Source organism: Leptothoe sp. PORK10 BA2 (assembly GCF_034932105.1).
In the GTDB taxonomy this organism is placed as follows: domain Bacteria; phylum Cyanobacteriota; class Cyanobacteriia; order Phormidesmidales; family Phormidesmidaceae; genus Leptothoe.
Map to the genome: position 1 here is coordinate 1 of NZ_JAYGIG010000037.1, position 22,812 is coordinate 22,812.

The following is a 22,812-nucleotide window of genomic DNA, read 5'->3' on the forward strand; positions in this document are numbered from 1 at the left end:
CAATTTCAAACTAAAAGAAATTAACAGGATTATTTCTAGAATCTCAAACTATTTAACTGTCTAGGTTCTGCGCCCTCTCTGTCAGGGTTTCATCCCCTCCGTCTCGAGCGCTTTACTAATATAGCGGCTTGGTTGACCTTGGTCAACACTTTTTTTGAACTTTTCTTTTAAAATGTCGCAGCCTTTATTTTTCAAGGGCTGCGACATTTTTTTATGGGCTATTTATCGATATAGCCAGGATTTTTTGGGCATTTACATGAAGTTTGGGTTAGATCTTGCTGGAGATCCCTGATTAATCAATGGTGGGGATCAGACTGCCCATGGTCCCTCTGGCAAGCTTGGATGGTGGGCAATGGTTTAGCAGGCACGATAGCCTCCTATGTCTATATATAAGGAGTTGAGTAGCAAAGAAGAGTATGGACATCAATTGGATCAGCCTGGATGAAGACCTAAAACAGTGGTTACGGGAGGATATTGGGCGTGGCGATCAGACGACTTTAGGTTTAGGGAAGCGGGGGAAAAAGCTGGGTCAGGGATATTGGCTAGCTAAATCGGCGGGGGTCATTTGTGGATTGCCTGTTGCCCAGCGGGTATTTGAACTATTGGCTGATGGGGATAGGGGAACGGGGCATCAGATGCAATTCGAGCCTTGTGTTGGGAATGGTACGTGGGTAGAGGCAGGAACTACCATTGCTCGGATGGAGGGGTCCTTGGCCACATTACTTACGGGGGAGCGCGTTGCGCTCAATCTGGGTATGCGTCTGAGTGGTATTGCGACCGCTACTCGGCAATATGTCAATGAAATTGAGGATCTATCGGCACAGCTGGTGGATACGAGGAAAACCACGCCGGGCCTCCGAGTTTTAGAAAAGTATGCAACTCGGACGGGCGGTGCGCGCAATCATCGCATGGGTCTAGATGATGGAGTGATGATTAAGGACAACCACATTGCGGCGGCTGGGGGGATCGCTCAAGCCATTGGATGTGTTCGGTCTACGATGCCTTATCCATTGACCGTAGAAGTAGAAACGGAAAACTTGGCACAGGTGCAGGAAGCCCTGACCCACGGAGCCGACATTATTATGTTGGACAACATGGCTCCATCCGTAATGGAGGAAGCCGTAACCCTGATTCGTCAGCACAGTCCCCGAGTCAAGATTGAGGGGTCAGGTAATGTGACGCTCAAAACTATTCGTGAGATCGCACTCACAGGGGTAGATTACATTTCCAGCAGTGCAACCATCACCCGTTCACCGTGGTTGGACTTGAGCATGCGCATCAAGTCCTAAGCCTGGGGTCCACGATTTACAGTCCGTTTGCAACGGTTTGCAAACGGACAATTGTAAAATCCCAAAGCTTCAAGGGATTTAAATTTGAGGGGGTGCACAATCTAAACATGATGCAGAGACTATGAGATTGGAATCACCGTGAGCAATAGCCCTAGACAACCCGCCAAAATCCTGAAATTAGATATCTTAGACACCGACTATGCGGCCATGATCGCCGGAGAGCCGATCGCTCACGAACGGAAAGAACGATTGGAAGGCACTGATCCCCAAATGATCACCTATATTAGTCGCCAAATTTCAAGATATCGCTATGGTTGCCACAATCAGGAAGAGAGAGATGACGCACTCTATAACATTGGAGCCATGGTGGGATTGATGACTCCTTCTGATATGGAAGACGTGCATGATCGGTTACGACGCACGGGACATCTTTATTTAACTCAGGGAGAACGGCTACAAATTTTGAACTGGCTGCAGGATGAATTAGCCATCTCTTTTGAGCATAGGCCTGATCACCTGGATGCTCAGGCCTAGACAGGCATAATTAATAGATACGATGGTCATTCATAAATAAAAATTATACTTTTCATAAGGGTGGTTTATTTTAAAGCCCGTAACTGGGAGACTAGATAGGGAAGAGTTAATTCCACTTTAATAACCCTGAAAAATATGTCTGCTGCCATGTCTCCCCCGATTACTTATGATCAAACGCTCCCGACAATCTGTGGTTGGGAGTCGTCTATTCAGGCGGTTAGTCATGCTAAGCAACCGGTATTCCTGGAACGAAGCAATTTAGATTTTAGTCGCCTATCGGCGGGGTTTGCGATCGCACTCCACATGCACCAGCCCACCATTCCGGCGGGGTCAGAAGGTCAGCTGATCGGCCATTTGCAATATATGTTTGAGCACCACCACGAAGGTGACAACCATAATGCCGGACCTTTTGCCTACTGCTATGCCCGCCTGGGCGACTTTATCCCTGAGCTGGTGGAGCAAGGATGTAACCCACGGGTGATGTTGGACTACTCGGGCAATTTGCTCTGGGGTCTCAAGCAGATGGGCCGCGATGACATTCTCGCTAAACTCAAGGGAATTACCTGCGATGCTCGATATCAGCCCCATGTGGAATGGTTGGGGACATTTTGGGGCCATGCGGTGGCCGCTGCCACCCCCCTGCCCGATATCAAGCTTCATATTCGAGCTTGGCAGCACCAGTTTGTCAGCATTTTTGGCCTGGAAGCCCTGAAACGGGTGCGCGGATTTTCCCTGCCTGAAATGCAGCTCCCCAATCACCCCGATGCCCTCTATACATTGGTCAGCGCCCTCAAGGAAAGTGGCTACCAGTGGGTCATGGTGCAGGAGCATACGGTGGAAATGCTGACGGGGGAAGGCATTCAGCAACCTCATCTGCCCCACCGACTAGTGGCCCGTAACAGTCATGGTGAGGAAGTCTCCATCACCGCATTGATCAAAACCCAGGGGTCTGACACGAAACTGATTGGTCAGATGCAGCCATTCTATGAGGCCAAAACCCTAGGGCGGGTAACGCTGGGCAATGTATCCGTTCCTCCCCTCGTCAGCCAAATTTCTGATGGGGAAAACGGCGGTGTGATGATGAATGAATTTCCAGGGGCTTTCAAACGGGCCTGGCATGAAGCCCGCCATGAACAGAGCGTTAGCGGCATCAATGGGACCGAATATCTAGAACTGATCGGGGCAGCCGGGGTGGCCGACAGCGACTTCCCAGTGTGTCAGGCCACTGGTCAACATCACTTGTGGCAAGTCTTAGGGGAGGGTGATATTACTCCTGAGCGCATGGGGGATGCGATCGCAACCCTAGGCGAACAGCACATCACCTTTAGCGGTGGCTCCTGGACCAATGATCGGAGCTGGGTAGAGGGGTACGACAACGTGATTGGTCCCATGGAACGTCTCAGTGCTCGCTTTCATCAAGCGGTGAATCGGGTGCCCGTGGCGCAACAGTCCCATTTAGCCCTCAATGCCAATTACCGTCAGGCACTGCTTTATAACTTAGTGCTGCAAACCAGCTGTTTTCGATATTGGGGCCAAGGTCAATGGACTGACTATGCCCAGGCCATTTATCAGCGGGGCTGTGAGTTTATTGAGCGCGGCTTTGCCTAGACCTCCAAACCGTTCATCCGGCTGAGAAAGGTTTGCAAGCGCTCACATTGAGGATTAGTTAAAACCTCCCGTGGGTCGCCGGTTTCTTCTACCACGCCCTGGTTGAGAAACATGACCCGGCTGGCTACTTCCCTAGCAAACTGCATTTCATGGGTGACCACGGCCATGGTCATGCCATCCTCCGCCAGGGTGCGCATAACCTCCAGGACTTCCCCCACCAGCTCAGGATCTAGGGCGCTGGTGGGTTCATCAAACAGCAAAATATCAGGCTGCATACATAGAGACCGAGCAATCGCCACCCGCTGTTTTTGGCCACCGGAAAGTTGATCGGGATAGGATGTTGCCTTTTCTGCTAGACCCACCTTGGCCAAATAAAATCGCCCCCGTTCCTCCGCCTCCGCCTTAGAGAGTCGCAAGACTTTACAGGGAGAAAGGGTCAGGTTATCTAGCACAGTCATGTGGGGATAGAGGTTGAACTGCTGAAAGACCATCCCCACTCGGACCCTTAGTTGCTGTAGGGATTTAGCACTCAGGTTTGGCGTGGAGAGATCAATACCATTCACCACCAACTGACCACCGCTAACGGTTTCCAGTCGGTTAAAACAGCGCAGCAATGTACTTTTTCCACAGCCCGATGAGCCAATGATGGCGACCACTTCACCCCGCTGGATCTGACCATTAATGCCCTGCAGCACCGATAGATCACCGTAGTTTTTCCGTAGGTTAGCAAAGTAAATTGCGGCTTCTGTCACAGGGGCACCATGGTTAACATTTTAAAAAGCATACTAGCTCTCAAACTTCAATGGAGCTACATATAACACCGTTTTTTAATTCCTGGTAGATTAAACTACACGTCTAGAGCAAATCCAAAACTATGAAACGGTCACACTTTTTAAAGAATACATTTTTAAGTTTAGGAGCAACCCTGGTACTCGCAGCCTGCGGCGGTACTGAAGAAGCCACTACGCCCAGTAGTGATGCGGCAGCAGGTCCTTGGGTCGTGGGTACAGAGCCCGCTTTCCCTCCATTTGAGTCCCAAAATGACAGTGGCGAACTGATCGGCTTTGATATTGATTTGATGAAGGCCATTGGCGAGCAAGCTGGCATCGAGATCGAGTTTGAAAGTTTACCCTTTGATGGCCTGATTCCGGCCCTCCAGGCTGGCACCATTGAAGCTGCCATCAGCGGTATGACCATTACCGAAGAGCGGGCTGCAACCGTAGACTTTTCTCGGCCTTACTTCCGAGCCGGTTTGGCCATTGCGGTGGCTCAAGATGATAGTGAAACTACATCCTTAGAAACGTTAGAAGGCAAAAGAATTGCGGTCCAAATCGGGACAACCGGTGCGGAGCAGGCTGCGACCATCAAAGATGCGAAGGTCAGCACCTTTGATTCAGCTCCATTAGCACTACAAGAACTGGCCAATGGTAATGCAGATGCTGTAATTAATGATGCTCCGGCAACGTTGGATGCGATCTCAACCGGTAATATCCCAGGGGTCAAAGTCATCGGTGAGCTGCTTACCGAAGAGTTCTACGGCATCGCCATGCCCAAAGATTCTTCCAACCGAGAAATCTTGAATGCAGCCCTGGAGGAAATGATAGCAAACGGTACCTATGACACTATCTACGAAAAATGGTTTGGCACTGCCCCCGTTGGCACCCTACCTGAGACAGCGTTTTAGTAACCTCACCCAAGATTTCGAGCTGAGATCCAGTCCCACGATTAAGGATTGACGGTGGACGGTCATCCTATACCCGTCCACCGTTAATCCTCAGGTTGTTCTATGAGGGCCTATTGCCTTGGAATATATTATTAGCGCCCTCCCTTCTCTGCTGAAGGGTGCGGTCATCACCATACAACTCACAGCCCTTTCCCTTTTCTTTGGCTTTATTGGCGGCACCCTACTCGGTATGGCTAGACTCTCTACCCTGTGGCCCATCCGCTTAGCTACCCGGGCTTACATTGAGTTTTTTCGGGGCACCCCCCTGCTGGTACAGATTTTTTGGATCTACTTTGGCTTTCCCGCCCTATTTAAAAGTCTGGGCTTAGACTTTACCTTTGACCGCTGGACCGCTGGCGTTATGGCCCTAAGCCTTAACTCAGCCGCCTACATTGCAGAAATTGTCCGAGGCGGTATTAAATCCATTGAGCGGGGACAGTGGGAAGCCGCCTCATCCATGGGTCTGAACTCACTTCAAGCCATGCGCTACATTGTGCTACCCCAAGCACTACGCCGGATGATCCCCCCTCTGGGCAATGAGTTCACAACGTTGATCAAGGACACAAGCCTAGTCTCCGTTATTGGCCTAGAAGAACTTTTGCGCCGCGGCCAACTGACTGTAGCCACGAACTTTCGCGCATTTGAAATTTATACGGCGGTGGGAGTGGTCTATCTGTTGCTCAATATTTTCTTTGCCCAGGGATTTAGCTGGCTAGAACGCTGGGCTGACCCAACTCAAAAGGCAAAAAAGGAAGCTTAGTAACAATACAGGGTAAAAGCCTTGCCCGTTCTTGCGCCGCTTTAAAGATAACTATGGCAAAAAGCCGAAGATTACATGCGCCGCTTTAAAGATGACCATGGCAAAAGCCGAACGATTTTTGGGCCGCTTTAAAGACGACCATAGCAAAAACTCGTACGATTACGTGCGCCGCTTTGAGGAGCGATGTTTACTCCCTGGTGGTGTGCGGTGAGCACCAAAATATTTTTCACTGCGGTACCGTAACCAAACGCGCAACGGCTGGGGAATTTTCTCCTTCTGCACCTTTGTCAGTTGGCTATACAACTTTAAAGCCTGTTCCCGTTCCCGACGACAGGCCGCATTATTATGGGCATCCCACAGCTTCCTGGCTAGGCGAATACGGCGACAGGTTTCTTTGATTAAGGCATCGCCTTGGAGGGGTTGATCGGACATGGGCATTTCATGACCTGAATTGCATTTAAGGACCTAAATTTAGGCGACAGACTGTCACAGGGTGAATGGTCAATTTTAGCTAAGGGTGGCATCCTCATATAGTAAGCATCCTAATGCTTGCGTGTCATATTGGCGGGATTACGGAACACTGCCACAAGATACGCTTTGGCATCACCAATGTGACCACCCATATATAGATGCACACAGATGCACAATCATGGTTTTGGGGCCTGCGACTGCCCGACGGATACGTCGCCACAGAAACTGAGGGTATTGGCCATTGCCCTGGTCATGGTAGCTGGGTTTTCTATATTAGAGCTGAAGGTCAGCCACCATAGCCACAGTTTATCCCTGGTGGCGGATGCGGGGCATATGATTGCGGATGTGTTTGCGATCGCAATGTCCCTCCTCGCTGCCTGGATCGCCCAATGGCCCACCTCACCCCAAGCCCCCTTTGGCTATAGACGGATAGAAATTTTAGCCGCTTTAGTCAACGGCATCGGCCTACTGACCCTAGCTGTCTGGATCGGCCAAGAAGCCATCAGCCAGATCCAGGCCCCCCCAGAAGAAATTTTGACTACCCCCATGGCGTTAACGGCCCTAGCCGGGTTAGGAGTACATGGCATTAATGCTGTTCTGCTCCATCAGCATACCGATAACGACTTGAATCTGCGCGGTGCTTTTCTCCATACCCTAGCGGATGCCTTGAGCTGCTTAGGCGTGCTGTTTGTAGCGGCGGCGGTGCATTGGCTGGGGTGGCAGTGGACCGATGGGGGAGTGAGTGTTGCGATCGCACTACTCATTTTCACCGGAGCCATCCCGCTCATTCGCCAAAGCTTGAGCATTTTGCTAGAACAAACACCCACCAGTATCAATCCCGAAGATATCAAACAACATCTACTCACATTTGGCGATATCACCCAAGTCAATCAGCTGAGAATTTGGACCATTGCCCCCGGACAAATTCACCTAAACGCAAATCTCACAGTCACCGGCAGTCCAAACCGTCGTGATCTGCTACTCCACCGCCTGCAAACGTCACTCCACAATGACTTTGACATTAGCGAATCCACTATCCAAATGAGAGCCGAACCAGCAGTTGTCCTATCAACCCTGCCCAATACTAAAATACGAGAGCTAATTGAGACCGGTAGTACCGGTCTCAATAGCGTTGTCCCCGTCGAAACTGAACCGAATGCAAGTCGCCTCTTGGAACGTTAACTCTGTACGCTCTCGACTGAGCCATGTCACCGACTGGCTCCAGGCAAATCCAGATGTGGATGTACTGTGTCTCCAAGAAACCAAGGTCGTCGATGACGACTTTCCTAAAGCCCCCTTTGAAGAACTGGACTACCACATCTATACCTATGGTCAAAAAGCCTATAACGGCGTGGCATTGATCAGCAAAGCCCCGTTAGAAGAGGTGCGGATGGGATTTGGAGCCATCCTCGATGAGGACACCGTTGGCAACCTAGACGATCAAAAGCGGGTTATCAGCGGCGTACTGAATGGCGTGCGCATTCTCAATCTATACGTACCCAATGGCTCATCTATTGGCAGTGAAAAGTATGACTACAAACTACGCTGGCTGACACTGCTCAAGCAGTATCTGATTCAGACCCTGAAAGAAACCACCCAGCTCAACGTCTGTGGTGACTTTAATATCGCCCTAGAGAACAAAGATATTTACACCGACGACAAGCGAGACACACACATCATGTCCTCCCCCAAGGAACGGGAAACATTAACCGATATTTTGACCATAGGTCTGGCGGACGCGTTTCGGAAGTTCACCGATGAAGGCGGTCACTTTAGCTGGTGGGATTACCGGACCGCTTCCTTCCGGCGCAATATGGGGTGGCGAATTGATCACCACTACCTGTCCCCAGCACTCTATGAACAAGCCAAACGCTGCTGGATTGATATCGAACCCCGCAAGCTAGAAAAACCCAGCGACCATACCCCCGTCATCGTTGAATATTGAGCCCTAACATACGGGTAATCAATGGAACGAAGTACCCTGAAGACACGTCAAGAATTACAAGATAATCTTTTGATCAGGATATACCCCATCCTCTTAGGAACGTCCTGCTCAATAGAAAACTGCATAGCCCCCTCTGCAGAAAGGTTCGAGCATCTACGCAGTTTTTTTGTTATCTGTGAATACTTTTTTAGCTGGCCAAGATTACCCAATCATCGATCCACCCGAGCTGGAAACAGCCCTACATTTCCTCGGAGTTTTTACCAACTTAGAAGAGGAATTCAATCGAATTGATTTGGTTAATACAGGTTTGTTCGATTTAGACCATCCTGAAACGGCCCAGCAACTGGACCTACCTGGTGCCATCAGAGCCATTAAAAGCAAAAGCCAGCTCGCCAAAAACGTTCTACGTTGGGTAGATGATCATCGATATAGCCTCAACAGCGAAGAACTGATGTCTAAAGCACCCGTCAAGCTTTAAATGTCAGGCAGCACCCTAGCCAATAGACCAGTGTCATTTGGTAAATTTGCACACGCTTGGACCCGCCTGTTCAATCAGGCCGTAAATGAGGCCGGATGTGGAATGGTCCACGCCACAATTTCCCTGATGATCAACCACAATGACGCCCCCCAGGCCATTCACTTTCTTCACTAGATACTCAATACCAGCCGTGGCGGCTCCCGCAGCATCTTTGCCTTGAAAGTAGACAAAATTCGAGATCATTTTGCAGAGGACCGTCCGCTGAAATTGCTCCCCATACCCTGTGGCTGACACAGCACAGGTTTCATTATCGGCCAATACTCCTGCCCCAATAATGGGGCTATCACCCACCCGTCCCCAACGCTTATTGACAATGCCGCCAGTGGAAGTAGCCGCAGCCAGATTACCTGCACTATCCCAGGCCACAGCACCAACAGTGCCCAATTTATTAGGGGGAGCATCCTCATGATCTAGCATCATCCCACCGAGTTTCTGAGCTTCGCGCCACTGCCGGACTCGATGCTCAACCAAAAAGTAATCATCTGGCATCTGCTGCATACCACACAGTTTTGCAAACTCCTGGGCTCCCTTACCTATCAGCATGACATGCTCACTCCGCTCCAGCACTTGCCGAGCCAACTTGATGGGATTCTTGATCGTGGTTACCCCAGCTATGGACCCTGCATTCAGGGTGGCACCATCCATAATGGCGGCATCCATCTCCACTTCACCATGCTCGTTCAGCACAGACCCCCGCCCAGCATTGTAGAGGGGATCATCCTCTAGCTCCGCCGCACAATATTCAACAGCATCCAGCGCCGTGCCGCCAGTGGCTAAGATATGACGCCCTCCCTCCAAAATACGGCGTACACTATCCATAATTTCGGATCCATATCCCTCTCGTTTGAGATGTTCCCAGGAGCCCGCGCCCCCATGGATAATAAGAGAGAAATTTTCCTGCATATTGCTCATTAAAGGCTACGAATCTGGGGGTTTACATTACCACATTCGTACTTTAACCAAGTGCCTTTTAGATTGCTATGAACTGACTAAAATTAAATTCTTATACATCACAAGCCCCAAAACCCACCTCCACTTCGACATCACCCTTAGCCTCTATCAACCCTTTGCCACCCATTCAAACATCGAGTTTTTCCATGCCCCGGTGGCTAGTATTGACCAGTCAAACCCGTTCAAAGCTGTTCCTATCTTTGGCGATTTAAGTACTGATGACTTTATGAGCCTAGATGAACAACTCTTGGAGGTGATAGAGCCATCCGAGTGAGATCTCGTTTTTTACCGAGCCGATGAGCCCGTCCCCCTGGAGTTCTTTCAAAATCTCAGTCATCTAGAAACCACCGTTCGCTCTGTCAATCGTCCGTCCCAATTTTTTTATACAAGGAGTAAAGACTTTTCAGAAGAGTATGGACAAGAGTATTTACCAACCCATATTTTCTCGTCTTCCTATGGAGAGATAGAAGACTTTTTTCACCAATTTAATCCTATCGTTGCAAAGATGAATGTCAGTTTCCTGATGGGCAACGATGGAGAATGGGCTTTAAGTGAAGTGAAGGCGGACAATATCGGTGGCGCGGACAATATCGGTGGCTATGACTGGCTCGAAGAGGTAACCGGAGCCCCCACCATGAAACGATTAATGCAGTGGTTGATCAATTTTGTCGCCCAAGGGGCCGATAAATAATCCGCTCCAGAATCCGTCGCTTGCTGCCGGGGTCGATCCCAATCAAACGCACATAGTCTTGGGTATGGTCGGCTAAACACTGCCCCAAGGATTGCAATACCTGAGGCTCACTCCCCCCCTGAATCACCGGACAACTCCGCCAAGAATTTGTGCGAAATCGACGTTGATCGACATATTCCATACCCACCCCATAGCCCTGGGCCATCAGATTGCGCACATCCTGCTGCACCTCCTCGGGTAACGGGCTCTCTAGGGCGATCGGCGGTGGAGTCACCTTTGATGTCGCTACCTCCCCTGGGTTAGAGACAGCTGGCGATGAACGCATCACCGATAAAGCATGTCTATGCCGGTAAGGAAGATAGTCGTTATCATTTAAGTAGGCCTGAGGCGCAAACTGGGGTGGGTATGCAGCCTGAGTTGGTGGCACAGCCTGGGTTTGATTCAACGCTTGGTTATATTCTTTGACCAACCCCATCTCCTGTAACCGGCGTTGTTCCATCACCATGTTGGTACCCACTTCAATCAAATGGTCAGTCCGAAAATTAGGCTGTTTGAAGCTAGGGGGCGTTTTGGTATTGACCACATTTCGGGATACATTTTCCACCCCCACCCGGTGAATAAAATCAATGATTTGCTCGTCATAAATTTTAGACCGCAGCGCCCCATAGAAATCAATCGCCTGGTTTTCAAAGGTATCCACCAGGGTCTCAATATCCTTAGAACCAAGACCATCAGGGGCAAAAATCCCCCCCACAATACCTAGGCGATCGTCGCGATCTGGCTCCCAATAAAATTTTTGCATCCGGCCATCCCGCACCAAGGGAGCATAGAGGGTGGCAAAGTCATTCCCCGTGACCACAATGGGAATACGGGCTAGGGGAGTGTCGTCATAGCTCCCTGGCAGCTGGACATTGGTAGGATTGTCCGCAATGTTCATCAGGGTATTGTTCACCAGCTGGGTATTCACCGTGTACTGGGTCATGCCATCAAAGCGACCGGCACCGGCATCCAGATCGTTGATCATCAACACCGCCATTTCACCCCGAACTTTTACCAGCTCGGCAGCTTCTCGATAGCGCAGGCGGATCAGGCGGGCCGGGTCGCCCGCATCGGGGCTTTCTAGTTCCCCACCGGAGATATGCACTACATTGACCCCCATGCGCTCATATATCAGCTCACACTGGAAGGTTTTCCCCTCACCCTTGCGGCCGTGGACACCAAAAATTAACGGCATCCGCACCTGGGGCAGATCCAAAAAGTTTTTGGTGATGTGAACGGCCAGCTGGTTTAGAAATCGAGGAGAGATGTAGTAGGACACAGGAAACCCAGAATGGTGACGGAGAACTATGGCCTATAGACCTGGTTCTCATTATCTTGCCTATGGGGATCTCCTGTATAGCGAAAGATCGCCACCGACAAAACCAAACCTCACCCTGGAATTCCAGGATGAGGTTGAGCAGACTTAGGGGCAGGTCCTTGTGGGCAGGACATGGGAGGGCAGCATCAAGGAGGGAAACATCCTACAGTTGCTGCCAAGAATTGAGGGCTCAGGGGACTAGGCACGAGACTTTTGGGGCATGCGCTTCACTTTCTTAGCCAGGCCTAGGCGCTCCAGTAGCTGAATCGTATACCAAGTGACATCGATTTCCCACCATTTCAAACCAGTCTGGGCCGAACGGGGATAGGTGTGGTGATTGTTGTGCCAGCCCTCGCCATAGGTTACGAGGGAAACCCACCAAAGATTCCGGGCATTGTCATCAGCCTCAAAGGTGCGATAGCCCCAAGTGTGGGTGGCGGAGTTCACCAACCAAGTGGCATGCCACAACAGCACGGCGCGGACAAAAATACCGTAGATCACAAAGGACCAACCACCGAGGGCATAGAGCAGAACTGCAAGTGGCACTTGAAGCAGCAGAAAATTATTGTTGAGGAAACGGTAGAACGTCTGACGCATGAGGTCAGGCGCATATTTTCCATACTGCTGTTGATCAAAGTTGGCTCGACTAGGGTACAGGATCCACTTCATGTGGCTCCACCAAAAGCCTTTCTTAGCGGAATAGGGATCGGCATCCACATCTTCGGTGAAGGCATGGTGCTTACGGTGACCAGCCACCCAGAAGATCGGACCGCCTTCCATGGCAAGGGTGCCGCAAATGGCAATGATGTATTCTAGCCAGCGAGGGACTTGGAAACTGCGATGACTCAACAGACGGTGAAAGCCCAGGCAAATGCCAATGCCGCCACAGATCCAGTGCAACAGGATTGCCACACCTAGAGCTGACCAGGAAAAGAACCAAGGGGCTAACAGAGCCAACCCATGAAATACGGCGAAAAAGCCGAGGGAAACCCAATCTAAGGCGGGATTTTCGGCCTTAAACCGGAAATTGGCGCGGGCCTGTCGAGAAGTCAGTTGTGCAGTCATAAGATCCTGGCAAAGAGCCGTACTAGAAAGAGGAATAACCAAAAGATTAAGTCTGGAAGCCTTGGCAAACCTGATAAGCTATGGCTATTATTTTTGCAAGTCTTACTTGCATTACATCCAATAATAGCAAGCCTGTTTTAAATTCGCAAGTATCACTTGCATTTTATTCGTCATCCTATGTCTACGACCCGTCAGCGGCTTACGGAAGCAGCCTTGGAACTCTTTTTATCTCAAGGGATAAGCCACACCACCACCCGTCAAATTGCCAATATGGCGGAGGTAAATGAAGCCACCCTATTCCGGAATTTTGGGAATAAATATGGGCTTTTATTGGCAACGTTGCAAGAGACACCTGCATTTATTCCGGCTACAGCGCCTCTGTATGGGGAGTCGGTGCCGGAATCTTTGCGGGCCTATGCCAGTGATTATTTATCTTTGTTGGAACAGCATCCTAATTTTGTGCGCTCCCTGATTGGGGAGGCGGATCAGTATCCTCCGGAGCATCTGCAGGCATTGCATCTGCGGCTGAGTGAGATCCGCCAAACCATGGCGCAGTACTTGGAGCGGTTACTGGGCCATAGTTTCCTCTCTGGAGCACAGGGGGCGAATGTGCTAGCGGCCCTCTTGGTAGGCTACGTCGTACTGGAAACGACCACTGGCGAATCTTTGTGGGAAAGTCGCGACAGTTTTTTGGATGTTTTGGTGAGGGTACTGACAACGTCGGAGGCTACTCCCCCTGGTGAACTCGCTGGTGAACCGGCAGGGGCGGCAGCGATACCACTGGTGGTGGACTTACCCGCCAGCTGGGTCCATGCCATGCTCAAACAGGCGCGGCAGATGGGTCATCAGGACCATGCCCTGGGTCTGGTTTTATTTGGGGCGGGGCTGCTGCCAGAGGAAATTATTCGCCTAGAGCGATCGCACCACGTGTGCGATAAGACTCACCATATTTTGCGGATCGTCGCGCCGCCGCGACAGGTGCCGGTAAATCAGTGGATTTTAGGTAAGCACTATGGTTCCTATACGAATAATCCGTTGACCAAGTGGCTCAAAAATCGTCGGGATCATGAGCACGCACTGTTTATTAATGACACTGGCGCACCCATGACCCTCGACGATATCCAACACCATTGGGACCAGTGGTGGCAGAACATGGAGATAGATGTGGGGACCGAGCCGCCTAAACCGATTCAGGCGCGGCAAACTTGGTGTGTCGAGATGCTGATGCGGGGCATGGACTTAGATAACCTGAGCATTTTGACCGGCTGCGACATAGCCACCCTGGAACCCTATGCCCATCGTGCCCGGGAGAACAGTGCGATCGCAGCCGCCACCCAGCTAGATCGCAAAATCTCCCCGTCCTAACCTCCATCCCCCCAGAACCCTAGTCTGGAAAAACTTCACCACGTACCATGAGCCTTACCCCATCTAAAATCACATCACCCCATACCTCATATCTATGACATCTATTTATGATTGCGTTGTGGTCGGCGGCGGTCCAGCTGGAGCCACAGCAGCCTACCATCTAGCCAAAAATGGTCATTCTGTACTGATCTTAGAAAAAAATCAGCTACCCCGTTATAAACCCTGTGGCGGCGGCGTTTGCCCCAAGGTCGCCGAATGGTTTGACTATGACTTTGAACCGGTCATTTCCCAGAAAGTCACCCAGGTGCGCTACACCTACAACCTGGAAGACGAAGTGATTGCTGAACTGTCTGAACCGATCTGGATGGTTCGGCGCGATGAATTTGACCACTACATGGTGCAGCAGGCCCAAAAGCAAGGGGCCGTTTTACAAGCGGGAACTAAGGCCACAGGCATTGAATTTAAGGACCATTGCTGGCACATCAGCACATCAGCAGAGCCCGTGGTAGGTCGCTATCTGATCGCCGCCGATGGAGCTAAAGGGCCGCTGGCTAAATGGCTGGGATTTAAACAGCGTAAAACCGTCATGGCTGGCGCCATTGAAACGGAGCCCAGACTAACAGTACAGGATGGCCACATTGTCCACTTTGAATTTGGCCTAATGAAAAATGGCTATGTTTGGAATTTTCCTAAAGCGGACGGTTACTCCCTAGGGAGTGGTGCTTTTATCTCCGCCAAACGAAAATCCAGGGACTTAGTACAACCCTTGGCAGACTACTCCAAACAGTTTGGGGTAGACATTGAGCACGAAGACAAGCACGGCCATCCGATTTTTCTGTGGAATGGTGATCAGCCCCTCCACACCACCCAAGCCGTCCTGGCTGGCGAAGCAGCCTGTGTGGTAGACCCCTTTACGGCGGAAGGAATTCGACCTTCCATTTTGAGCGGACTGAAGGCCTCTGATGCGGTTCATGGGGCCTTAGCTGGGGATGAAAATGCCCTCGCCCAGTATAGTCAAACCATGATTCAGGAATGGGGAAATGAGATGCGCTGGGCGGCTCGATTGGCCAAGGCGTTTTATTTCGCACCTAAAGTTGGCTATCGAGTCGGGGTCAAGCACCCTCGAGGGACCCAAATTATGGGGGATGTTTTTCTCGGCAAACTGAGCTATTCGGAGGTGGTAACGCGGGGGTTAAAACGGATGAGTGCTGGCTTACTCTCAGCCTAGAAAGCAACACCCCCAAAATTTTAAGCCGTACCACGATTGCGATTTCACCGGGTCCGTGTTACCACATAAGCTTAGGTCTGCGTTATATTGGTCGCAAGCGAAAAGCCTCTGCTCATAGGCAAGCTTGAACTGCTTTGATGATTGCAATACTTTTAATTGTGTTTTGCCGACAGGCTCGGTTGAGCTGTGGTTGCTAGGTTTCCTACTTTACCGCTGCAGGATGCTGGTCCCCCTACACCAGCGTCCGCTCCTGATTGGATGTCTCCACCGATACCTTGGCAGTCCCAGCAATCGGCTCCGCAACAGACCATTGACGACAGCACACTCTTCACATTTTTGCGCTGCCAGCGTCGGGCCTACCTCGATACCTACGGCAATGCTGAGCTACAGGCCACCCCCAGCGACTATTTAGTCAAGTTAAAAGGGGATAGTGCGGTCCATCGCAAAACCGTGTTGGCAGAATTCCAGCCAATCAGTAACCCTAACCGCCACCGGAACGATGTGGCAGCCTCTACCCAGGCAACCTATGCCCTGATGCAGCAAGGGGTAGACCATATTTGCCGGGGCACCGTAGCAGCGGTAAAGGAGGACGGCACCATCGGCTATGTGAGCCAGCCCGATCTTTGGATTAAGCAGCCGGGCGCGTCGTGGCTTGGCAACTGGCATTACGTCCCCCTAGACATCAAGCTGGGTAAAAAACCGAAGCAGGAGTATCAGCTCACAGCAGCGTTCCATGCCTATGTGCTGGCCGCTTGGCAGGGTGTGATTCCCGTAACCGCCCATCTGCGCCTACGGGAGCGGCCCTATGTAATTGATATGGAAAAGCAGTGGCCTATCTTACTGGAGCTGCTGGACAACTGCGAAACAGTACTAACGGCGGAAAAAACCCCCGATGTTTTTATTAGCCGTAGCCGCTGTGACATGTGTGTGTGGCTCAACCACTGCTACGAGGTAGCCCAAGAGCAAAACCACCTGTCCTTACTGCCTGGGGTCACCCTAAACCGTTACCGCCACTTGGATAAGCTGGGTCTGACCACCGTGGAAACCCTAGCCCGCAATCAGCCTGCAACGTTAGCCCAGGCGTCGGGGTTTGAGCTAAAAGTAGCGGAAAAGCTGGTGCACCAGGCCCAGGCAAAAATGTCTGGGGTTGCGATCGCGCGCACCGATAGTAACAATAACTTCACCCTCTCGCCCCAGGAACTCCCCAGCGCCCCCATCGAACTCTATTTCGACATCGAGGCAGCCCCCGATCAAGACTTGATCTATCTCCACGGCATTTTGGTCGTCAATAACCAAACCCAGGCCGAAACCTTTATTCCCTTAGTGGCTCGAGAGCCAGAAAGTGAAGTCACGGCCTGGAATCAGTTTCAACATGTGGTCGCCCACTATCCAGACTCACCGATCTATCATTTTTGTCCCTACGAAGCTCAAACCGTCAGACGCCTAGCCGAGCGCTACGGCTCCATCATCGACATTGATGAACTTCTGGGCCGCTTTGTCGATATCCATAAACGCATTGTGGATACCGTCACCCTACCCATCGAAAGCTATGCCCTAAAGCACATTGCCCGATGGATTGGGTTTGAATGGCGCGATAGCAGTGCCAACGGAGCACAGTCGATTTGTTGGTATGACAACTGGCTAGAAAGTCAGGATGAACAGTATCTCAACGATATTCTGAAGTACAACGAAGATGATTGCCGCGCTACGTTTTGGGTAAAACGCTGGCTGGCTAACTTTGCAGCTCCCCTTTGGGAGAATGACGCTGAAGCTGGGTAAGCTCTATTGTTAACATCCTCTAGAGAACTCGCGATTCTCTAAAAAAAATCAGGAAAACCGTTTGACAAAGGTTCCATTCCTGAGCAGAATAGAGATCGCCCTTGAGGGCCTGTAGTTCAATTGGTTAGAGCACCGCCCTGTCACGGCGGAAGTTGCGGGTTCGAATCCCGTCAGGCCCGTTTTAAGTTTTGAATCACTCCACGAACCCGCAACTTTGTCCGCTTCGCTGACGTTGAGGGTAGTCACATTCGTGACGGCACGCCTACGAATCCCGTCAGGCCCGTTTTAAGTTTTGGATCACTCCACGAACCCGCAACTTTGTCCGCTTCGCTGACGTTGAGGGTAGTCACATCCGTGACGCCATGCCTACGAATCCCGTCAGGCCCGTTTTAAGTTTTGAATCACTCCACGAACCCACAGCTTTGTCCGCTTCGCTGATGTTGAGGTTAGTCACATGCGTGATGGCATGCCTACGAATCCCGTCAGGCCCGTTTTAAGTTTTGAATCACTCCACGAACCCGCAACTTTGTCCGCTTCGCTGACGTTGAGGGTAGTCACATCCGTGACGGCACGCCTACGAATCCCGTCAGGCCCGTTTTAAGTTTTGGATCACTCCACGAACCCGCAACTTTGTCCGCTTCGCTGACGTTGAGGGTAGTCACATTCGTGACGCCATGCCTACGAATCCCGTCAGGCCCGTTTTAAGTTTTGGATCACTCCACGAACCCGCAACTTTGTCCGCTTCGCTGATGTTGAGGTTAGTCACATGCGTGATGGCATGCCTACGAATCCCGGCAGGCCCTCGTTAAACTCCCTTCCCTACATGATTACGAGTAAGACGCTGAGGCCAATCAGCATAGCCACTAATAACCAGCCAGAATGTTTCCGCCACCAAGGAATCGTATAAATCTCGGCAGCCCTTAGGGGACGTTGCTGTGCTGCCTGGACATCTTGGTAGAGGGTGCAGGTAGTCGCTAAGGGACGCTGGGGAAAGGTGCAGGTATCGTCTTGATGGTAGCTACAGCTATCACAAAGATAGGTATCGCCCTGGGCACGATGGAGCTCAATCCCTGGATGTCCGTGGGCTTTGAGTTCTAGACCACAGTTAGCACAGGTAACTGCAGTAGCCGATATGGACTGGTGGCACCGAGGACAGCTGGGCATGTTCGTTTAGAATCGCGACTGATATATCAACCTGTATCAACCTGGTCCACCCTAAGCCCCTCGCACATTTATCGGCTCGGCACGTTAAATTCCTTGGATTCGAGGAAGTCATAATCAAATCCTAGGGTGGCATCGAAACGCTGATTAATTTGATCTAGCTCCGCTTCAGGAATGGATTTCCATTGCTCACGGGTGGCCCAAGTGATGACCAAAATGACTTCATCGTCATGGTTGGGGTCAAGCCAGGTGGTTTTGTCTAGAAACCCAGGATATGTCTTGAGGGCCGCTGTCCAAATTTCGTCGTCGATCTCTAGATAACGGTCACGCTGGGTAGGGTCTACCCTAAATTTTAGCCATTCAATCACCATGGCAGGCTGGGAAGGATTAAGGGTTGCTGCGGCACTTACGGGACTGCTGGTCCAGAAGAAGACCAGACAGAGGAGGGCCAGACAGAAAGCAACCATCCCCCACAGAAGTCTTTGCCTCATACGGTTAACCGCCCGTCGATTACGTCAATAGTTTGCCAGAATAATTTCATATAAACCGAATTCATCTCTAGAATCCTAGCTTTTGTCGAGGAAGCCTGAAGGTTTTTATGGGAATTTGGTTCAGTCGTCTCGCAATTCAACCCTCAGAGCAAGTTATGGACTCATCCAATTTATTCCGGCAGCTTTTAATGTTGGGCATTGGCACCACCTCCCTGGTGGCGGAGCAGCTGCGACAGGTGAGCGAAGATTGGGTGAAAGATGGCAAGCTAAATCCTGAACAGGCTAAGGGGTTTGTTGATGACTTTATGGCACAGTTCAACATCGATCAGGCGACCATTGACGAGCAGCTACAGCGGCAAATTCGCAACATCATGCAAGACTTGGGCGTCCCCAGGCAGGCGGAAATGGACGAATTACGGGGTCGCTTGGACCGTTTAGAACGCCAGCTGCGGGATCTAGAAAATAAACAGTGGCGCTGAACTGTTGGGTAGCACTAGCCCAGCATCAGCAACGATCGAGTAAATGGCTAGATCGACCGTAAATCTGACCTGTATCTAGGCTAGTTTTTACGAATCGTAACGTACAATTTGGATGCAGGTTGCGAGCTGATGCATCAGCGCTTGCGCTATTGCACTGGGAGATAGAATCGTGAAAGAAGTTTTTATTAGTCTGGGGGTTTTCACCATTTGCTGTGTCGTGGCACTGACCACTCAGCTTAGGGGCAGTGAAGCTGTCGCAAGCAATTTGACCACAGATATGATGAATCCAACCGCAACTGTTCAATCTACGCTATTGGCTCAGACAGCGTCTGACCTACTACCCAAGGACACTACTGACGAGGCACCGACTACCGACATGGACGAAAACATGACCACCACGGACAGTGGCCTCTCCTATGAAGACCTAGAGGTGGGGACTGGAGCCTTGCCCACCCAAGGCCAGACGGTTACTGTGCATTACACAGGTACTCTGGAAAATGGAGAGAAGTTTGATAGTAGTCGCGATCGCAACCGTCCCTTTTCCTTTACCATCGGCGTCGGCCAGGTGATTAAAGGCTGGGATGAAGGCGTTTCCACCATGCGTGTGGGCGGTCGGCGTAAGCTGGTTATTCCTCCTGACCTGGGCTACGGTGCTCGGGGTGCAGGCGGCGTCATTCCCCCCAACTCCACCCTCATCTTTGACGTGGAACTGATTCGGATCGGCGGTTAACCCCTGCATTAAGCCCATTAAATCCATTGCAAGCGTTACGTTCCATAGGAACGTAACGCTTTTTGCGTTGCAACAGCCTCTCCCTCTATTACTGGCCGCCGCATAGTTTTATGAACTTCACCGTATAGTTATATGGGCATCACCATAGATTCAACAACGTAGACATTACTAGCTATGAGATTGATAGTTCAGCTTGTTGGTTTAAGTCTGATGCTGCTGGGAATTTATTTTCTAGGGCGGAATATATTCTTTACCACTAACGTTAGCCCTTACTTTTGGCGCGGGATTGCTGCCGATGCCTCCATCTTTTTACTATGTGCGGGCACTTGCCTCCTAGTGTTTATGCCTCTTGGCGACATGAAGCAGCTAGGATGGATTTTCGTTGCTGGTGGGATTCTCTGCATTTTCATCAGCAGTCGCGCTATTTTGAACCCCACTAGCCTTTGGCAGTTTTTTGTTGCCACCGGATCAATGGCTTTTGGGTATCGGCTTTTTGCTACTGGACGCTAGTAAACTCCCAAAAAGTACTAGTTTGGCCCTGGCTTTGGCTGGGGTTTAGTTTGGGTTTATGTCGGTCAGACGTCTCCCATATCTCTATTTTTCAATCACTTCAAACCCTTCATTTTTTAAAATCGCCATCATTTTGTCCGACTGTAAAATTTCGGTAGACTCTTGATCAATCACCTCCAGCAGTTCCTGCTTATTATCAGAAATATTCTGTCCTTGGATATTTACCCGATATCGAATTGGCGAGAGAAAACTCTGAATGCCCAACTCTTGGCATCGCATGTGGAGTTTACTCAACGCCACATGGGCATCAAAAGCCATGGTCGGATCATCATCTAAGGTTTTGAGGTACCCCGTAAACCCTAAAAATGCGATGCGATAGATCATTTCTTGGGTAAACTTCCCCTGAAAATAGCCCCCATGGACATCTCGTTTGCCCAACATTCCATCGACCATCAGCCAAAAATAATCCCACCATCCCAATGCTTTTTTGCGATTGGCACGGGTGAGTAATCCCTTGGGTTTAAGGTCAGACTGTCCCTGCAGAGACCATGTCACGTCTTTATAATCGGTGCAATCAAAATAAGTAAAGAGATCGGCAATCGTCATGATGGATTGCTTTTGTTCTGTAGGATTGTTTTCAAAATCGGGTTGGCTAGCCACAATACGTTTTTGCCACAGTTTGGCCAACGTGTTGTATCCCGACGACCGAAACCTGTTATAGGTGAGAAATAAATGATCCATCGCCTGAGACGGATTACGGGCAACGGCCTCTGCGATGGAGGAACCGTCATATAGAAAATGCCCATCTAGTTCAGATAGGTTGATAATGCCGTAGTCCCTGGGATCTCCATGGCTGGACTTGAGGGCAACGTTGCCCAGGCGATAGCCCATTTCTTGGCTACTACTGGGAAAGGCAAAATAGTTGGCTGTGGCTGAGGCCACTCGCAGGGCCAGATCGCCTTCATTACTAAACAGGTATGACTCGGCAAACCGTCGTAACGATGACGATAGGAAATTTGTGCGGCTAGAAACAATGGTCAGGATGGGAATATCGGGAGACGTCAGAATCAATCGCTCTAGCTGAAACACAGACCCCACATCCACCGGGGGCTGATGATCGATGGAGCGTGAATCGAACACATCGGAGAGAATTCGTACCACGTTGGTAACGACAAAGCCCCCCATACTATGGCCCAGAAAAGAGAGTTTTATTTTACGTTGGGCTTGTTGCCAGATTTTTGTCGCTTCGTCGCAGGGGTTCTCCTGATCTGGACAAGGCTCGTCTCCATGGGTTTGTTGCTGATTTAACTCATCTGCTTTTAGATTCACCATAGCCCGGTCAATCTGTCGGAGTAATTCGACCAGATCCAAGACACCAAAATTTTGGGCGCGATAGAGATCGCGGAAGTACACCACCATGCGCAGGATAATCAGGGTAGCAATGATGGTGGATAGGCCCAAAAGTAGGGTGAGGAGGAATGCGATCGCAACCCCCGCCACCGTATCCCGAAACGTTGTCAGCTCAAAAAAGATTAAAAACAACGCCCCGAACCACCCCGTCAACATCAGATCTCGCGGCAAGGGAGGCAAAGAGCGTAGCGCTTCCCCTAGCCGCTGGACCTCAATGCTTTCAGAGGGCCAGCGATAGCCAATAAACACCTGATTCCCGTGGCCAGGAATGGCCGGATCATGACGGTTAATATATTGAAAAATAGTCTTATACCAATCTCGCACAGAGCTACGACTACTGTTGTACCCATGCACAGCAATCATCAGCTCCGCATTAGGGATGTCCTCTCCAGATTGATGGCATATATCGTAAAGATGTCGGGCAATTTCCTGTACCCCCTGGGCCGCATCCTGCCATTCCGATTCCTGCAGTTCCTTCGTCTCCTCAACATTCGGAGGGGCCGTACTCATGACAAAGTAGCCCGGAATCTTACCTTGATTCTCAGGCTTCAAAGTCTGCGAGGCAGCAGACCCAATTTTGATTAACCTAACCGCGGCCGAGTCTTGACCGCGATCAATGTCTTGGTCTAAGTATGGAACGTCGTGAGGCAACAACGTGTCTCGAAAAACAAACTTCCTCAAAATCACCGGTAGCGGTTTATTTGCCATGGTGTCCCCCTGACAGGAT

The 22,812-nt window shown here is 50.6% G+C and carries 23 protein-coding genes and 1 tRNA gene; 16 read left to right on the top strand and 8 right to left on the bottom strand.

Annotated features, from left to right (window positions below; all coding sequences use genetic code 11):
• Positions 1-416 precede the first annotated feature (416 nt).
• The 3 genes from nadC (at position 417) to VB741_RS10560 (ending at position 3,431) form a co-directional block, all read left to right on the top strand.
• Entirely contained in the window at positions 417-1,289 is an 873-nt protein-coding gene (nadC, locus tag VB741_RS10550) for a carboxylating nicotinate-nucleotide diphosphorylase (protein ID WP_323365134.1), read from the top strand.
• Between the two features lie 138 nt (positions 1,290-1,427).
• Positions 1,428-1,823 (top strand): hypothetical protein, encoded by a 396-nt coding sequence (locus tag VB741_RS10555; RefSeq protein WP_323365135.1) that lies wholly within the window; start codon positions 1,428-1,430, stop codon positions 1,821-1,823.
• A 147-nt stretch (positions 1,824-1,970) separates the two neighbouring features.
• Positions 1,971-3,431, top strand: a complete 1,461-nt coding sequence (locus tag VB741_RS10560) for a glycosyl hydrolase family 57 (protein ID WP_323365136.1) — start codon at positions 1,971-1,973, stop codon at positions 3,429-3,431.
• On the opposite strand, the gene VB741_RS10565 is transcribed toward VB741_RS10560, so the two are convergent.
• The gene (locus VB741_RS10565) at positions 3,428-4,183 is read right to left on the bottom strand and encodes an amino acid ABC transporter ATP-binding protein (RefSeq protein WP_323365137.1); all 756 of its coding nucleotides are present in this window, start codon (positions 4,181-4,183) and stop codon (positions 3,428-3,430) included. The two genes, VB741_RS10560 and VB741_RS10565, sit on opposite strands and share 4 nt — an antisense overlap.
• Before the next feature lie 122 nt (positions 4,184-4,305).
• Between VB741_RS10565 and VB741_RS10570 the strand changes: the two genes are divergently transcribed.
• The gene (locus VB741_RS10570) at positions 4,306-5,115 is read left to right on the top strand and encodes a basic amino acid ABC transporter substrate-binding protein (RefSeq protein ID WP_323365138.1); all 810 of its coding nucleotides are present in this window, start codon (positions 4,306-4,308) and stop codon (positions 5,113-5,115) included.
• A gap of 118 nt (positions 5,116-5,233) precedes the next feature.
• Positions 5,234-5,914 (top strand): amino acid ABC transporter permease, encoded by a 681-nt coding sequence (locus tag VB741_RS10575; RefSeq protein WP_323365139.1) that lies wholly within the window; start codon positions 5,234-5,236, stop codon positions 5,912-5,914.
• A gap of 159 nt (positions 5,915-6,073) precedes the next feature.
• On the opposite strand, the gene VB741_RS10580 is transcribed toward VB741_RS10575, so the two are convergent.
• Entirely contained in the window at positions 6,074-6,346 is a 273-nt protein-coding gene (locus tag VB741_RS10580; RefSeq protein WP_323365140.1) for a Precorrin-3B methylase, read from the bottom strand.
• Positions 6,347-6,553: 207 nt separating this feature from the next.
• Between VB741_RS10580 and VB741_RS10585 the strand changes: the two genes are divergently transcribed.
• From VB741_RS10585 to VB741_RS10595, 3 genes are all read left to right on the top strand, one after another.
• Entirely contained in the window at positions 6,554-7,567 is a 1,014-nt protein-coding gene (locus VB741_RS10585) for a cation diffusion facilitator family transporter (RefSeq protein WP_323365141.1), read from the top strand.
• Positions 7,542-8,330: an exodeoxyribonuclease III gene (xth, locus tag VB741_RS10590; protein WP_323365142.1), complete on the top strand. Its 789-nt coding sequence runs from the start codon at positions 7,542-7,544 to the stop codon at positions 8,328-8,330. Before VB741_RS10585 ends, xth begins: the two co-directional genes overlap by 26 nt.
• A gap of 175 nt (positions 8,331-8,505) precedes the next feature.
• The gene (locus VB741_RS10595; RefSeq protein ID WP_323365143.1) at positions 8,506-8,808 is read left to right on the top strand and encodes a hypothetical protein; all 303 of its coding nucleotides are present in this window, start codon (positions 8,506-8,508) and stop codon (positions 8,806-8,808) included.
• Positions 8,809-8,841: 33 nt separating this feature from the next.
• Here the strand turns inward: VB741_RS10595 and VB741_RS10600 are convergent, their stop codons facing one another.
• Complete coding sequence (locus VB741_RS10600) at positions 8,842-9,771, bottom strand: isoaspartyl peptidase/L-asparaginase family protein (RefSeq protein ID WP_442786334.1); 930 nt, start codon at positions 9,769-9,771, stop codon at positions 8,842-8,844.
• A 553-nt stretch (positions 9,772-10,324) separates the two neighbouring features.
• Between VB741_RS10600 and VB741_RS10605 the strand changes: the two genes are divergently transcribed.
• Positions 10,325-10,510 carry a hypothetical protein gene (locus VB741_RS10605; RefSeq protein WP_323365145.1) on the top strand — a complete coding sequence of 62 codons (186 nt, stop codon included), beginning with the start codon at positions 10,325-10,327 and terminating at the stop codon, positions 10,508-10,510.
• Here the strand turns inward: VB741_RS10605 and VB741_RS10610 are convergent.
• Together VB741_RS10610 and VB741_RS10615 are read right to left on the bottom strand one after the other, a co-directional pair.
• The gene (locus VB741_RS10610) at positions 10,479-11,828 is read right to left on the bottom strand and encodes a ribulose bisphosphate carboxylase small subunit (protein WP_323365146.1); all 1,350 of its coding nucleotides are present in this window, start codon (positions 11,826-11,828) and stop codon (positions 10,479-10,481) included. The genes VB741_RS10605 and VB741_RS10610 overlap by 32 nt on opposite strands.
• A 237-nt stretch (positions 11,829-12,065) precedes the next feature.
• Positions 12,066-12,932, bottom strand: a complete 867-nt coding sequence (locus tag VB741_RS10615) for an acyl-CoA desaturase (protein ID WP_323365147.1) — start codon at positions 12,930-12,932, stop codon at positions 12,066-12,068.
• Between the two features lie 177 nt (positions 12,933-13,109).
• Between VB741_RS10615 and VB741_RS10620 the strand changes: the two genes are divergently transcribed.
• The 4 genes from VB741_RS10620 (at position 13,110) to VB741_RS10635 (ending at position 17,483) form a co-directional block, all read left to right on the top strand.
• On the top strand, positions 13,110-14,297 hold the full coding sequence (locus VB741_RS10620) for a TetR family transcriptional regulator (RefSeq protein WP_323365148.1): 1,188 nt from the start codon (positions 13,110-13,112) through the stop codon (positions 14,295-14,297).
• Between the two features lie 103 nt (positions 14,298-14,400).
• A complete protein-coding gene (locus tag VB741_RS10625; protein ID WP_442786335.1) occupies positions 14,401-15,525 on the top strand; it encodes a geranylgeranyl reductase family protein in 1,125 nt (374 codons plus the stop codon).
• A gap of 186 nt (positions 15,526-15,711) precedes the next feature.
• Positions 15,712-17,304, top strand: coding sequence for a TM0106 family RecB-like putative nuclease (locus VB741_RS10630; protein WP_323365150.1), 1,593 nt, complete (start codon positions 15,712-15,714; stop codon positions 17,302-17,304).
• 105 nt (positions 17,305-17,409) lie between these two features.
• Positions 17,410-17,483, top strand: a tRNA-Asp gene (locus tag VB741_RS10635).
• Between the two features lie 640 nt (positions 17,484-18,123).
• Here VB741_RS10635 and VB741_RS10640 read toward each other — a convergent pair.
• Positions 18,124-18,468 (bottom strand): zinc ribbon domain-containing protein, encoded by a 345-nt coding sequence (locus VB741_RS10640; RefSeq protein WP_323365151.1) that lies wholly within the window; start codon positions 18,466-18,468, stop codon positions 18,124-18,126.
• 68 nt (positions 18,469-18,536) lie between these two features.
• Positions 18,537-18,956, bottom strand: a complete 420-nt coding sequence (locus VB741_RS10645; RefSeq protein ID WP_323365152.1) for a TIGR03792 family protein — start codon at positions 18,954-18,956, stop codon at positions 18,537-18,539.
• 155 nt (positions 18,957-19,111) lie between these two features.
• Here VB741_RS10645 and VB741_RS10650 point away from each other — a divergent pair, with 155 nt between their 5' ends.
• The 3 genes from VB741_RS10650 to VB741_RS10660 all read left to right on the top strand — a co-directional run bounded on the left by VB741_RS10650 (position 19,112) and on the right by VB741_RS10660 (position 20,675).
• On the top strand, positions 19,112-19,435 hold the full coding sequence (locus tag VB741_RS10650) for a phasin family protein (protein ID WP_323365153.1): 324 nt from the start codon (positions 19,112-19,114) through the stop codon (positions 19,433-19,435).
• Positions 19,436-19,604: 169 nt separating this feature from the next.
• Complete coding sequence (locus tag VB741_RS10655) at positions 19,605-20,165, top strand: FKBP-type peptidyl-prolyl cis-trans isomerase (protein WP_323365154.1); 561 nt, start codon at positions 19,605-19,607, stop codon at positions 20,163-20,165.
• A gap of 174 nt (positions 20,166-20,339) precedes the next feature.
• On the top strand, positions 20,340-20,675 hold the full coding sequence (locus tag VB741_RS10660) for a hypothetical protein (protein ID WP_323365155.1): 336 nt from the start codon (positions 20,340-20,342) through the stop codon (positions 20,673-20,675).
• A gap of 84 nt (positions 20,676-20,759) precedes the next feature.
• Here VB741_RS10660 and VB741_RS10665 read toward each other — a convergent pair whose 3' ends face one another.
• Entirely contained in the window at positions 20,760-22,793 is a 2,034-nt protein-coding gene (locus VB741_RS10665) for an alpha/beta hydrolase (RefSeq protein WP_323365156.1), read from the bottom strand.
• Positions 22,794-22,812 lie beyond the last annotated feature (19 nt).

Coding starts and splice junctions, on each gene's coding strand:
- VB741_RS10665 (WP_323365156.1), bottom strand. CDS start 22,793: ATGGCAAATAAACCGCTACCGGTGATTTTGAGGAAGTTTGTTTTTCGA.
- VB741_RS10600 (WP_442786334.1), bottom strand. CDS start 9,771: ATGCAGGAAAATTTCTCTCTTATTATCCATGGGGGCGCGGGCTCCTGG.
- VB741_RS10570 (WP_323365138.1), top strand. CDS start 4,306: ATGAAACGGTCACACTTTTTAAAGAATACATTTTTAAGTTTAGGAGCA.
- xth (WP_323365142.1), top strand. CDS start 7,542: ATGCAAGTCGCCTCTTGGAACGTTAACTCTGTACGCTCTCGACTGAGC.
- VB741_RS10560 (WP_323365136.1), top strand. CDS start 1,971: ATGTCTCCCCCGATTACTTATGATCAAACGCTCCCGACAATCTGTGGT.
- VB741_RS10645 (WP_323365152.1), bottom strand. CDS start 18,956: ATGAGGCAAAGACTTCTGTGGGGGATGGTTGCTTTCTGTCTGGCCCTC.
- VB741_RS10585 (WP_323365141.1), top strand. CDS start 6,554: ATGCACAATCATGGTTTTGGGGCCTGCGACTGCCCGACGGATACGTCG.
- VB741_RS10615 (WP_323365147.1), bottom strand. CDS start 12,932: ATGACTGCACAACTGACTTCTCGACAGGCCCGCGCCAATTTCCGGTTT.
- nadC (WP_323365134.1), top strand. CDS start 417: ATGGACATCAATTGGATCAGCCTGGATGAAGACCTAAAACAGTGGTTA.
- VB741_RS10640 (WP_323365151.1), bottom strand. CDS start 18,468: ATGCCCAGCTGTCCTCGGTGCCACCAGTCCATATCGGCTACTGCAGTT.
- VB741_RS10605 (WP_323365145.1), top strand. CDS start 10,325: ATGAATGTCAGTTTCCTGATGGGCAACGATGGAGAATGGGCTTTAAGT.
- VB741_RS10620 (WP_323365148.1), top strand. CDS start 13,110: ATGTCTACGACCCGTCAGCGGCTTACGGAAGCAGCCTTGGAACTCTTT.
- VB741_RS10660 (WP_323365155.1), top strand. CDS start 20,340: ATGAGATTGATAGTTCAGCTTGTTGGTTTAAGTCTGATGCTGCTGGGA.
- VB741_RS10580 (WP_323365140.1), bottom strand. CDS start 6,346: ATGTCCGATCAACCCCTCCAAGGCGATGCCTTAATCAAAGAAACCTGT.
- VB741_RS10650 (WP_323365153.1), top strand. CDS start 19,112: ATGGACTCATCCAATTTATTCCGGCAGCTTTTAATGTTGGGCATTGGC.